Below are 12,268 nucleotides of genomic sequence, written 5' to 3'. Positions count from 1 at the left end.
ACTCCCTCTTTTCCCATACCCCACGACCTCCCCCCGAAGGAGCCCCCCCATGACCCTGACCCTGACTCCCCCCTCCGAACAGACCTGGACGCGTGTGTGTGCCCTGGGCGATATCCTGCCGGGGACCGGCGTGTGTGCCCTCGTGCAGGGCGAGCAGGTCGCCGTGTTCCACATCGCCGGGCGCGTCTTCGCCCTCGGCAACCGTGACCCCTTCACGGGCGCGAACGTGCTCTCGCGTGGCCTGACCGGCAGCAAGGGCGACACGCTCAAGGTCGCCTCTCCCCTCCTCAAGCACGCCTTCGACCTGGAGACGGGCGTCAGCCTGGACGATCCGGCGGTCATGGTGCCCACCTACGCGGTGCGGGTGGAAGGCGGTGACGTGTGGATTGGTTCGCGGGGCTGAGGGTCCTGAGCCTGGAGTCGCGCCGCGCCGACGAGATGACGACCCTGATTCAGAAGTACGGCGGGGAGGCGACCGTCGCCCCCAGCATGAGGGAACAGAAACTCGACCTGAGCGCCCACCTGACGAAGTTCGAGGCGGGGCTGGCGGCGGGCGACATTCACGCCGTCGCCTGCATGACGGGCGTGGGAACGAAGATGTTCCTGCGGGACCTGGCGGCGCGAGACCCCCGGCATCTGGAGAAGTTGAAGGACGTGCCCCTCGTCGCACGGGGGAACAAGCCTACCCAGGCGCTCAAGACCTTCGGCCTGACCGGAATCATCGTGCCGCGCCCACACACCTGGCATGAGATTCAGGATCACCTGCTGGAGACGCTGAAACCCGGCCAGCACGCCGTCATCCTCGAATACGGCGACCCGACGCCTCAGGCCATGCTCCGCACGCTCTCCCAGGCGGGCCTGCGCGTGACCAGCGTGCCCGTCTACCGCTGCACCTTCCCGCACGACACGGCGCCGCTGGGCCTCGCCGTCCGTGATACGGCCCTGGGCGGGCAGGACATCCTGCTCCTGTCCAGCGGCACCCAGCTCCTGCACTTCCTGAAGTTCGCCGAGCGGCTGCGGCTGGAGGCCGAGGTGCGCGCTGCCCTGGGCCGCATGATCGTCGTGAGCATCGGTCCCGCGTGCAGCGAGAGCGCAGCCGAACTGGGAGTGCGCATCGACCTGGAAGCCAATCCACACAAGATGGGCATTCTGGTCCGCACCGCCGCCGAACATGGGCCGGGGCTGTTGCGGGGAAGGCTCAGCCGGGCGGGGTAGGACGTGCACATGGCGAACTTGCGCGAGAAACTTCGGCAGAAAGGGGCCTACCGGGTGCTGCGCAGCGTACGGAGCATGGGGTACGCAGTCTGGGCGTAGCGGCGTGGCACGGCCCTTCCAGACAGAAGCGGCAGGGGCGTGGTGGCCCCTGCGCTCTGAAGTCACGGCTCAGCGGCGCCGGGGGGATGACCCCTCATCCACGTCCTCCCCGTCTACAACGGTCACGTCGCCCTCGGGCCGCACGTCCAGCACCTCCCGCCCGACGGTCTCGGTGAAGGTCCGCTGCTCGGTGGTCGTGCGCTTGCTGACCTCCACCTCCTCGGCGACGTAGGCCCGCTTCTCCACCTGGGCCCGCTCGGCCTCTAGGTCCACCCGCAACGCCTCCGGCTGAACTCCCAGCACCGCGTCCTCCACCGGCCGGGGGTCGGCGACGGCGTGGCGCTCGATATAAGCTTCCTCGCGCGTCAGGGGCACCTCGACCTGCTCAGTCCGGGTCTCGACCCGCTTGCCGATCTCCACCTCCCCCACCTTGACCCGCGTCTTGTCCACCGCAAGCCGTTCTTCGAGAAGCTGGAGCCGGTCGGGCGCGGCGCCCGCCGGGGCCGTGTCGACCGGAGGGCTGCTGGGAGCGACGGGGGTGGGCGCCGTGACCACGGGGGGGGATCCGGCGGGCGCCGGACCGACCGGCACCGACAGGACGCGGGGCGCGGCGCGGCGGACGACAAGCGGCAGCAATCCCAGCAGGCCGAGTAACCCCAGCCAGCCGGGGTCAAAGCCCGCCCGCGCCCCGGTGATGGTGGGTACGTTCAGGGGCACCCCGGCGGCCCGCACGTCCGGGCTCACCGCCTGCCCGCCGCCCAGCCCCGTGTTCGTCACCCGCACGCCGAACTCGCCGCCCGCAGGCACGGTCAGGGTGCTGCCCGGCTGGCCCTCGAAGGCCACCGAGGTCCCCGCCGGGGTCTCGCCGAGCCGCACGGTGGCCGGGGCCCCCTCCGCCCGGTAGCGCAACACGGTGCTCTCCCCGCGCGCGAGGGGTTGCCTGGCCTCGGGGTTCAGCAGCACGACCGGTCCGGCCGCCGGGACCTGACCCGTGGAAGGGGCAGTGCCCGCGGCCGCGCCCGGAGTGGCGGCCGTCACCTGCTGGGGCTGGGCCGCCTGCCCGTTCAGGGTCGGCGTCAGGGTGGCGGTCCCGCCCCCGGGCAGCCCCGCGTTGCGCACGGTCAGCGCCACCGTGTCGCCGACCTGCACGGTGAGAGGTCCCGTCAGGGGCCGGCCGTTCACGGTGGCCTCCAGGCCGTCCGGCAAGGCCCCGAAGTCCACCTGCCCGCTCTGCCCGGCCGGGCCCTGAAGGCGGTAACTCAGCGTGGTTTCCTCACCAGGGGCCAGGGAGCGGTTCGCCCCCGGGTTGAGCAGCACCAGGCGCAACGGGCTCGCCGCGGCGGTGTCGCCGGGCGTCCCGGTGCCCGGGGCCGGGGTCGTCCCTCCGGTCGCGGCCGTTCCCGCCGGGTCACCGGCGGCCGCCCGCCCGGTGACCTGCTGGGGCTCGGCGGCCCGGCCGTCCACGCTTGGGGTGACGCTCATCGCCTCACCGCCGGGCAGGCCCCGGTTGCGCAGGGTCAGCGCCACCGTGTCGCCGACCTGCACGGTGAGAGGTCCCGTCAGGGGCTGGCCGTTCACGGTGGCCTCCAGGCCGTCCGGCAGGTTGCCGAAAGCTACCTGCCCGCTCTGACCGGCCGGGCCCTGGAGACGGTAGTTCAGGGTGGTTTCCTCGCCGGGCGCCAGGGAGCGGTTCGCCCCCGGGTTGAGCAGGACCAGGCGGAGGGATTCGGCGGTCCCGCGGGCGCCCGCGCTCCCGGCCAAGGGCCCCGGGGCAGGGCTCCCGTTCGCACCTGTTGCGGAAACCTGCTGCGCCCGGGCGGCCTGGCCGTCCAGGGTGGGGGCGATGCTCACCGCCTGGCCCCCGGGCAGCCCCGTGCTGCGCAGGGTCAGCGCCAGCGTGTCTCCGGCCGTCACCGGGACCGGTCCGTTCAGGGGCCGGCCATTCACCGTTGCTTCCAGCCCCTCAGGCAGGGTCCCGAAGTTCACCAGTCCCCGTCCGCCCGCCGGGCCCCCCACGCGGTAGCGCAGCGTGGTCTCCTCGCCGGGGCTCAAGACCCGGTTGCCCTCGGGGTTGAGCAGGGTGAGGCGCAGACGGCCGGTCGCGGAGGGGCCGGACCCCGCCTGTCCCGCCGGGCTGCCCGTCCCTGGACCTCCTGCACCTGGGCTTCCTGCCCCGGCACTGGGGCCGCCCCCTGCCAGCACCTCCCGGCCGGGCCGGACCAGGGCCCGTTGCGAGAGGCCAGCGCCCTCGACGCACAGCAGGGCCGCGGCCTCGGGAGTGCCGGGCCGGGCCGGATCCACCGTCAGGGTCAGGAGGCGCTCGCCCCCCGCCAGACGGCCCTGGCCGAGCTTCAGTCCGGGAAAGCGCGAGTTGTCCAGCTCCAGCCGCACGTCCTCGCCCAACCTGCCGCTGCGGGTCAGCTTGCCCTTGGACAGTTCCAGCAGCGCCGGAAGGAGCCCGAAGCCCCCGAGCTGGGGGATGATGCTGGGCGGCACCTCCAGCGTGCGGGCGTACGAGGTGGCGTCGAAGGCGGTCTCGGCGGCCTGCGGAATGTCGGTGCCCAGCCCGATGTAATAGAGCTTGTCGAACTCTCCCCGACTCTTCTCGAAGGTGGCGAGCGCGCCTTGCAGGCTCACCCGCCCGGGGTCGTTGTCGTTGCCGTCGGTGAGCACGTAGACGGTGGTGGCGAGGCTGGGGTCCCGGGTGAGCCCGGAAAAGACCCGCTGCATGGAGCGGTAGAGGTAGGTGTGCGTGCCGTCGGGCTTCAGGGTGTTCAGGTAGGTCTGCAACTCGGCCTTCTGGGTGGGATATTCAAAATCGCGGCTGGCCTCCACGCCGCGCGAAAAAGTCACCAGCCGAACGGTGCTCGTGCTCTGCTGGAGGAAACGGCCCAGTTCGCGCTCAACCTGCCCGAAGATGTCGAACCGGCCGTCGCCCTTGCCCACCATCGACCCCGACACGTCGAGCATGACCACGTAGCGGGAACGCTCGGGCAGGGGTCCGTCTGGAAGCACGCAACCGCTCTGGGCCAGCGCCAGCCCGGCCGTCAGCCCCACCAGGGCCAGGCCCCGGTGCAACAGAAGTGTGAAAAAACCCATGCCGGGCAGTATCTGAACTTCGCGGGCGAGCTGGATCGCGGAACGTTTCAACCCTCTTTAGAAATCAAGGGACCTGTCAGATCAGCGGTGGCCCGGCGTTCATCCGCCCTTGAGCGGGTGGTCCGGTTCCTGCCTACCGAGCTGCCTTGGCCCGCAGCTCGGCGGCGATGCGCTCCAGGGTCTCGGTCAGGGCCGGGGTCGGCATCCCGGGCAGCTTGACGAGTTGCGCCGTCGCTTCGGCGATGATCACGCCCAGGGTCTCGGCGCGCCCGGCCGCCTCGTCCTGTTCGGCGCGGTCGAGGGCTTCTTGCATCCCCTGCCCCAGGCGCTCGAACTCCTGCTGCTGCTCGGGGGTGCGCCCGTAGCGCCGGGCCTCGTGAAAGAGCGATTTCAGCGTCTGGAGCTGTCCCTTGGCGTCCTGCTCGATCTCTTGCAGGGCCGCGGCGCTGATGAAGACCGCCGGGGTCGAGGTGACGTCCCGCAGGGCGTCCGCCAGCACCGCCTCAATCCGGGCCGCCAGTTCGAGCTGGGTGTTCAGCGCGGCCAGCAGGGTGGCGCGGGCCCCGGCCTCCCCGTCCCCGCCGTCCCCCATCCGGCCCAGCGCCCAGGCCAGGGACCGCAGGGCGGTGCCCACCGCCGCCTGCTCCCGGCACACCCGCAGCAGACGTTCGAGCGAGGCGGTCTGCTCCAATCCGGCCGCCCCCACGTGGCGGCGGGCGGCCGTCACCAGGTCCTGACCGAGCGTCCCAGGCTCGCGCAGTTGTGCCAGGGTCAGCAGGGGGGGCAGGGTGCCCAGGGATCGCGTCCTTTCACCCCGGCGGGGCAGGGGCAAGCATGTCGCCTTCCCGTCGGTACCCCTCCAGGTGGGTGGCCGGGCGCGGTTCGGCCCAGATGATCCCCTGGTGAAGGGCAGTGTCCGTTCCCTGCCGCCACGCCGTGCAGCCTCAACCTGAATTCAAGACGGGGCACATCCAGCCCTGCCGTTCACCCTCTCCCGGCCGATTCGTGGTCATCCACCCATTCCCGGATGGCAGGGCGGGTGGATGGCCCCGGCGAGAATGCACGTCAGAGTCGCTTTTCTCTTGATGAGATCCCCCTGATGAAGCTCCGCTTCAGGCCCTCCGGTTTACTCAACATTGAAGGATCGAGGTGAATCAAGATTCTTTAGGCGGCTCTTAGGGGAGGGGGCCGGAGGTCGTACACGCTGGGGAGCAACCTCATGGATAGGGGCTGTCACAAAGGGGGTTCTCGGATGGCGGGACTCACACGGGTAGATCAATTGGCAAGGGAGCGCAGTTACGACCTGGGCACGGGGTACCACGACCCCACCGGCGCGACCGCCTACGCGGCGGGCGGCGAGAAGGTCGGGACCGTGAAGGGCGCGATGGCCGAGGACGGCGGTCGCCTGCGGTACCTGATCGTGGACGTGGGCGGCTGGTTCGCCTCCAAGCAGGTGCTGATGCCGGTCGGGATGGCCCGCATCGAGGACGACGCGGTGTACTTCGACTCGCTGACGAGGGATCAGGTCAAGAACCTGAACGTCTATGAGGTGGGGCGCGAGTACGGCCGTGAGCAACAGACCACCGACGAGCGGGTGCTGCGGGGGACGGGCTACGCGGGGACGGTCGGCATGACCGGGCAGGGTGCGGAGCAGCGATACAACTACCGCGACGATGAGAACGACACGATGTTCCGTGCCCCGCAGCGGCTGCAACTGCTCGAAGAGCGGCTGCTGGTGAACAAGCAGCGCTACGTGGCCGGGCAGGTCGAGATCGGCAAACGGGTGGAGACCCGGCAGGAGACGGTGACGGTGCCCCTGCAACGCGAGGAGGTCGTGATCGAGCGCCACGCCGTCACCGACCCCCGCCCGGTGGAGGGCAACGTCACCCTGGGCGCCGCGAGCGAGGCCCTGCGGGTGGACCTGGAGGCCGAGCGGGCGCGGGTCGGGAAGCAGGCGTTCGTCACCGAGGAAGTGGAGATCGGCAAGCGCACCGTCACCGACACCCAGCAGGTCACCGAGATGGTGGGCCGCGAGGTGCTGAACGTCGAGAAGACCGGCGACGTGAAGTTGAACATGGGGGATCGGGTGGCCGGGCAGGCGGGTGACCGCTCCGTGACGATGGACGGCAAGGGCGCCCTCGACCGCGCGGGGGATGCGGTCAAGGATGCCGCTGACCCCGGGGGCGGCAAGACCGACCGCCGCTGATTCCACCAGGCACCAAGCCCGGGGCGGGAGACCTCCTCGGCCCTCTTTTCAAGGCCGCCGGATCGCCCAGGGATAAGCCGGGGCAGCGGCGGGACAGGAATGGTCATGACCCATCTCGAAGAACAGGCCCACGACCTCAAGGAGGCTGCCCAGGACGTCGGGCGGCAGTTCGAACGTCAGATGAGCGCGGGGGCCGCCAGGGGCCTCGCCAAGACGCAGGCGAACTTCGCCGCCACCCTCGCCCGGCATCAACAGGACCTGCATCGCCTGGAGGCCCAGATGGAGCGGCTCCAGCACGAACGCAGAGGCGGGGGCGGTTTTCCGTGGGGGCTCGTGCTCCTCGCGGGCGTGGCCTACGCTCTGTACCGCAGCAATCCGTCCTTCAGGGACCGGATTCGGGGGCTCCTGAGGCAGGTCAGTCCCGGACTCGAGGGCCACCTCGCCCGCGCCGGGGACGCCGCAAAAGACGCCGTGTCCGACGTGATGCGCGGCGACGATCCCCGGGATGCCCTGCGAGACGCCGGGGGTGAACGCCGCCGAGCCGGGGAGAAGGCCGCCGATCAGGCCGGGGACAAGCTGCGCGACCTCCAGCATCAGGCTCAGGACAGCGCGCAGGACCTGAGGCGGGACGCACAACGGGCGGCCGACGATCTACGCGACGACTCCAGGCGCCACTAGCCTCCTTCCCCGAAAGGACCGGGCCATGACCCGATTGAAAGGACCCAAGGGCCGCCCCTCGTGGCTGTGGCTCATTGGCTGTGGCTCATTCTGGCCCTGCTCCTCCTGGTGGGGGTGCTGCTGGGCCTGGACTACCTCGACATCCTGCAACTCGGCCTCTCCTGAGAACGAATCGGATGACCGCTGGCAAGGTGTGCCGCTCCGGCGCGTTCCTCAGCGGTCAGGACAAGTCGAGCTGCACCTCCGGGGCGGGCACCCTCGCGCGACCGCCCCACACTTCGAGGATGGGCCTCGGCGACCACAGGCGCGCGACCTTCGACCGGCTGGACGACGAGAGCCCGGCCCGCATCCCACTCCTACAGGAGGACCCTGAACCATGACCGCCTCTCCCAACCTCTCCCGGCGCTTCGTCGCCGAGGTCGTAGGCACCTTTTTCCTCGTGATCGCCGCCCTGCTCTCGCCCCCAGGCCTCACCTTCGCCCTGGTCGGGGCCACCCTGCTCGTCATGGTGATCGCCCTCGGACAGGTCTCCGGCGCGCACCTCAACCCGGCGGTGACCCTCGGGCTCATCACCGCGCGGCTGTTTCCCCTGCGCGAGGGGCTGGTGTACTTCGTGGCGCAGGTGCTGGGCGCGTTCCTGGCCCTGGGCTTCGGGCAACTGGTGGACCGCCGGCTCCCCGTGGCGGGCGCCCACGGCAACGCGCTGTGGTTCGAGCTGCTGGGCACGGCCCTCCTGGTGTTCGTGGTCGTCCGGGTGGTGATGGCGAAGGCCGCCCCCGAGGCGAGCGCCCTCGCCATCGGGATCGCCCTGACGGTGGGCATCGCCATCGCGGGACCCAGCAGCGGTGGGGTGCTCAATCCGGCCATCGCCCTGGTGCTGCTGGCCGGGAATTTGCTGAGGGGCCCTGTGTTCGTCAACCTCATCTATTTCGCCGCGCCGCTCGTCGCCGGGGCCCTCGCCGCCCTGCTGGCCCGCTCGTTGGCTCCCGAAGGAGCGCAGGAGCGTGACCGCCAGGAGGTCGTCGCCCGACCCGTCCACGACTCCCGGGACCTGGGGTAGGCGCGCGTGCACCTGGCCGACGTCCTCTCCCCCCTCTCCGGTGTGCCCAATTCGCCCGGCCAAGGAGCCTCATGATGGTCCGTCGTTCCGAACCCGAGTCCCAGGGGGGGCGCCCGCCGACCCCCTTCAGCCGCTTCATCGGGCAGTCGCGCTTCATCGTGCTGCTGGCCGTGATCTCCGTACTGCTCGTCGCCGCCGCCCTCTTCCTGATCGGCGTCATCCAGGCCCTCACCGGCATCGTCAACGCCGCCGCCGCCGTCGCCGACTTGCAGTTCAACGCCGCCAACCTCACCCTCGTCTTTCTGGAGATCGTCAGCACCATGCTCAAGGCGGTCGTGTTCTACATCATCGGCGTCGGGCTCTACAGCCTCTTCATCGCGCCCCTCAACCTCACCGTCAGCCTGGGCATCGAGACCCTCAACGACCTCGAGGACAAGATCGTCAGCGTGGTCATCGTCATCCTGGGCGTGACCTTTCTGGAGCACTTCGTCCGCTGGGAGGACCCGCTGGAGACCTTGCAGTTCGGCGCGGCGCTGGCGGTGGTGGTGGCGGCGCTGGTGTTCTTCCAGCGGCACAGCCACCAGGCCAAGGAGGCGCAGCAGCAGAAGAGCCCGGACGTGACGGCGCGCGCCAAGAAGGAACTGTTCGAGGAAGACACCGAGCAGCACGTCATCAGCCAGGACGAGGTGGAGGGGCGGACCCAGAGCAGCGGCGGGTGAGCGCCGCCCCCACCCGGGGCCGGGTTCACCGGGACGGTCACTTTCCCGGGCGCGGCACACGGGCGCCCCACGCCAAGGAGACCTCGAATGCAGGGACTGGCGCTCAACGTGCTCCTCGCGGTGGTGTGGGCCCTTCTGGCCGGGGAGGTCAGCCTGCGGGAACTCGCCGTCGGCTCGCTGCTGGGTTTCGCCATCCTGGCCGTGTTTCCGCGCGTGCTGGGCACCGGGGGGTACGTGCGCCGGGTCGCGGCGGCGCTCTCGTTTCTGGGATTTTTCCTGCGCGAACTGACGGTGGCGAACGTGCAGGTCGCGCTCTTCGCGCTGCGGCCCCGCCCGCCCCTGCGCCCCATGATCGTGGCGGTGCCGCTGCGCGTGCAGGGGGACGCGGCCCTCACGCTGCTGACCGCCGTGATCACCCTGATGCCCGGCACGGTCGCCCTGGGCTTCAGTGACGACCGCCGGGTCCTCTACGCGCACGCCATCGGCACGCCGAGCGCGCAGGCCGCCCGCGAGGCCATCCAGAGGGTCGAAGACCACGTGCTGCGCGTCCTCGACCGCCCGCCGGGCCGCCCGGAGGCCGGGACGTGAGCGCAGGCCCCGCCCTCCGGCAGCGCGGGGTGGGCCGTCAGCACGGGCAGGGGCGCCTCGCGGGTGACCCGGGCGGCCGAAAGCCCCCCTTCGCGCCCGCCCCCAGCGCCAGCGGTCCGAACCCGCCGTCCCCCGCCCGGCGGATCGCCGCCCCGCCTCCGCCCCCGGCGGCGGGCGGGTCATGGCGGGCAGGGCCTGTCAGAAGGATGTCATTCGGGCACGGGTAACTTGCGGCATGGTCACCTACCGGATCTTCGTGGATGCGGTCGCCGAGGCGCGAGACGAACTCTGCTCCCTGCTGGGCAGCGCTCCCTCGGGGACCGTCCTTCGGCAAAAATTCGCCCCCAGGCCGGTCCTCTTCGGGGAGGACGCCTATTACCAGCTCGACGTGGTGCTCACCGGGCTCCACGCCACCGACCTCTGCCTGAGGCTGAAACGGCGCTACACCACCGACATGCAGCGGATCGGCTGAGGGTCAGTGGGCCAGGGTCCGGCGTCCCTCCAGGCAGACGACGCCGGCGGGAAACGGGCCCGGCGCCGTCCCGCCTGGCGCCGGGCCCGTCCGGGGAGGGCTAGGCCGAACCCACCGGGCGGTCCACGTCCGGCGCCGGGCCCGCCGCGGACTGGCGGTAGAGGCGGTTCATCCGCACGCCGAAGACGATCACGAGCAGGGTGGCGAGCATCAGGATCAGGGCGACCGGGCGCTCGAAAAAGCTCGCCAGGTTCCAGTGGACCTTGATCACGCTGACCATGAAGTTCTGCTCCAGCAGCGGCCCGAGGACCATGCCGAGCACGACCTGCGCGAGCGGAAAGCCGCCCCGCTTGAGCAGGAAGCCGAACAGTCCCATGGCCAGCATCGCCCAGATGTCGAAGGGGTTGTTGTTGATGGCGTACGCCCCCACCACCGTCAGCCCCAGGATGAAGCCCATCAGCAGCCGGAAGGGGATGCGGGTGATGTACCCGGCCCCGTACGCCGCGAGCAGGCCCATGATCGGCATCAGCAGGGCGCTGGCGACCGCGAAGGCGAGGTAGATCTGGTTCACGAGGTCGCGGTTTTGGGTGAACAGTTGCGGCCCCGGCGTGATCCCGGCGATCAGGAACACGCCGAGCACGATGGCGGTCAGGGTGTCGCCCGGAATGCCGAGCGCCATCGCCGGAATCCAGGCCCCCGCCACGGCGGCGTTGTTGGACGTGGTGCCCGCCAGCACGACGACCTCCTCGAGATTCGACCGCTCGGCGGGCGTCATGTGGGCCTTGCGGCTGCGCATCCGCTCCAGGCTGCTCGACAGCCACGCGGCGAGGTCCGCCCCCGCCCCCGGCAGGAAGCCGACCGCCGTGCCCACGAGCGAGGAGCGCACCATCGCGCCCTTTTGCCGCAGCATCAGCCGGGTGGGCCGCACCCAGTAGTCGTGCCCGAGGCGGCGGCGCTGGGCGCTCAGTTCCTCCGGCGTGGCGACCGCCTGGGTCTTCACCACGCCCTTGTACGCCTGCTCCAGCAGCTCGGCGATGCCGAAGAGGCCGATCAGGGCGACCACGTAGTTCACGCCGCTGAGCAGCTCCGGCGAGCCGAAGGTGAAGCGCGCGAAGCCCAGGGTGGGGTCCAGGCCCATCGTCGAGAGCAAGACGCCGATGCCGAGCGAGAGCGCGCCCTTGACCAGCTTGCCCTGGGTGGCGAACACGCCCGCCACCAGCCCCAGCACGGCGAGCCAGAAGTACTCGAACGAGGAAAACTGCTTGGCGAACTGCGCGAGCACCCCCGCCCCGGCCATCAGGATCGCCACGCCGATGATCGCCCCGACCGCCGAGGGCAGGGTCGCCACCCCCATCGCAAAGCCCATGCTGCCCTTGCCCATGCGGTTGATCTCGTCGCTGTAGGCCGCCGAGGCGGCGGTGCCGGGAATCTTCACCGTGATCGAGCCGATGTCCCCCGCGAAGATCGCCGCCGTGGAAATCCCGATCACGGCGGGCAGCACGAGGCTGGGGTCGAGAAAGAGCGCCAGCGGCACGAAGAGGCTCAGCGCCAGCGTGGCCGTCAGGCCGGGGATCGCCCCGAACACGGCGCCGAACAGGCTGCCCAGGATCAGGGCGACGAGGGCCTGCCAACTGAAGAGGTCCGTCATGTCAGGGGCACTCCCAGCAGCCTGCCGAAGACGCCGTAGACCATCACGGCGGTCACGAGGCCGACCCCCAGGGCGCGCGGCAGGTCCGTCCCGATCAGGAGGGCGAAGAGGACGGCGGCGAGGGCGGCCCCCCCCACCAGCGTGATGAACGGCATCACGAAGGGCACCGCCGCCGTGATGGCGACCGTGGCGACCACCTTGAGCAGCCCGGCGCGCGACTCCACGAAGGGCAGCGTGGCGACGCGGCCGCGCAGGTCCCCCACGGCCGAGAAGACCAGCACGGTCCCGCCGATCACCATTCCGGCGCCGATCAGCCGGGGAAAGAGCGAGGGACCAGGCGTGCCGTCGTCGAGGCGCGGAAAGGAGGCGCTGAGCACCCAGACGGCGATCCCGACGAATATCAAGAAGAGGCTGAGGCCCAGTTCCCAGTAGGGGTGTTCCTGCTGTTCCATATCGTCTCCAGCGTGACGTGCGAGGTCGGAAA

The 12,268-nt window shown here is 70.7% G+C and carries 12 protein-coding genes; 8 read left to right on the top strand and 4 right to left on the bottom strand.

The genetic code is table 11. From position 1 onward, the window contains the following. Window positions 1-49: 49 nt before the first annotated feature. Both nirD and IC605_RS09480 read left to right on the top strand, forming a co-directional pair. Window positions 50-403 (top strand): nitrite reductase small subunit NirD, encoded by a 354-nt coding sequence (gene nirD, locus IC605_RS09485; protein ID WP_216322353.1) that lies wholly within the window; start codon window positions 50-52, stop codon window positions 401-403. Then, window positions 382-1,215 carry a uroporphyrinogen-III synthase gene (locus tag IC605_RS09480; RefSeq protein ID WP_216322349.1) on the top strand — a complete coding sequence of 278 codons (834 nt, stop codon included), beginning with the start codon at window positions 382-384 and terminating at the stop codon, window positions 1,213-1,215. Before nirD ends, IC605_RS09480 begins: the two co-directional genes overlap by 22 nt. 168 nt (window positions 1,216-1,383) lie before the next feature. On the opposite strand, the gene IC605_RS25370 is transcribed toward IC605_RS09480, so the two are convergent. Together IC605_RS25370 and IC605_RS09470 are read right to left on the bottom strand one after the other, a co-directional pair. Next, the gene (locus IC605_RS25370; protein WP_216322346.1) at window positions 1,384-4,413 is read right to left on the bottom strand and encodes a DUF2382 domain-containing protein; all 3,030 of its coding nucleotides are present in this window, start codon (window positions 4,411-4,413) and stop codon (window positions 1,384-1,386) included. Between the two features lie 133 nt (window positions 4,414-4,546). After that, entirely contained in the window at window positions 4,547-5,245 is a 699-nt protein-coding gene (locus IC605_RS09470; protein ID WP_216322343.1) for a hypothetical protein, read from the bottom strand. 420 nt (window positions 5,246-5,665) lie between these two features. Between IC605_RS09470 and IC605_RS09465 the strand changes: the two genes are divergently transcribed. The 6 genes from IC605_RS09465 to IC605_RS09440 all read left to right on the top strand — a co-directional run bounded on the left by IC605_RS09465 (window position 5,666) and on the right by IC605_RS09440 (window position 10,136). Further along, complete coding sequence (locus IC605_RS09465) at window positions 5,666-6,619, top strand: PRC and DUF2382 domain-containing protein (protein WP_216322340.1); 954 nt, start codon at window positions 5,666-5,668, stop codon at window positions 6,617-6,619. A gap of 105 nt (window positions 6,620-6,724) precedes the next feature. Beyond that, window positions 6,725-7,297 carry a YtxH domain-containing protein gene (locus IC605_RS09460; protein ID WP_216322338.1) on the top strand — a complete coding sequence of 191 codons (573 nt, stop codon included), beginning with the start codon at window positions 6,725-6,727 and terminating at the stop codon, window positions 7,295-7,297. 376 nt (window positions 7,298-7,673) lie between these two features. Beyond that, window positions 7,674-8,357 carry an aquaporin gene (locus IC605_RS09455; protein ID WP_216322335.1) on the top strand — a complete coding sequence of 228 codons (684 nt, stop codon included), beginning with the start codon at window positions 7,674-7,676 and terminating at the stop codon, window positions 8,355-8,357. 74 nt (window positions 8,358-8,431) lie between these two features. Further along, entirely contained in the window at window positions 8,432-9,076 is a 645-nt protein-coding gene (locus tag IC605_RS09450) for a YqhA family protein (protein WP_246580626.1), read from the top strand. A gap of 87 nt (window positions 9,077-9,163) precedes the next feature. Continuing rightward, window positions 9,164-9,664 (top strand): Na+/H+ antiporter subunit E, encoded by a 501-nt coding sequence (locus tag IC605_RS09445; protein WP_216322330.1) that lies wholly within the window; start codon window positions 9,164-9,166, stop codon window positions 9,662-9,664. A 235-nt stretch (window positions 9,665-9,899) separates the two neighbouring features. Beyond that, a complete protein-coding gene (locus IC605_RS09440; protein ID WP_216322328.1) occupies window positions 9,900-10,136 on the top strand; it encodes a hypothetical protein in 237 nt (78 codons plus the stop codon). A gap of 100 nt (window positions 10,137-10,236) precedes the next feature. Here IC605_RS09440 and IC605_RS09435 read toward each other — a convergent pair whose 3' ends face one another. Together IC605_RS09435 and IC605_RS09430 are read right to left on the bottom strand one after the other, a co-directional pair. Then, window positions 10,237-11,784, bottom strand: a complete 1,548-nt coding sequence (locus IC605_RS09435; RefSeq protein WP_216322325.1) for a tripartite tricarboxylate transporter permease — start codon at window positions 11,782-11,784, stop codon at window positions 10,237-10,239. Continuing rightward, the gene (locus tag IC605_RS09430; RefSeq protein ID WP_216322322.1) at window positions 11,781-12,236 is read right to left on the bottom strand and encodes a tripartite tricarboxylate transporter TctB family protein; all 456 of its coding nucleotides are present in this window, start codon (window positions 12,234-12,236) and stop codon (window positions 11,781-11,783) included. The genes IC605_RS09435 and IC605_RS09430 overlap by 4 nt, the downstream gene beginning before the upstream one ends. Window positions 12,237-12,268: the final 32 nt, after the last annotated feature.

Source organism: Deinococcus aestuarii (assembly GCF_018863415.1).
GTDB classification, from domain to species: Bacteria; Deinococcota; Deinococci; order Deinococcales; family Deinococcaceae; genus Deinococcus; species Deinococcus aestuarii.
This window is presented reverse-complemented; position numbering and strand designations above follow the sequence as displayed.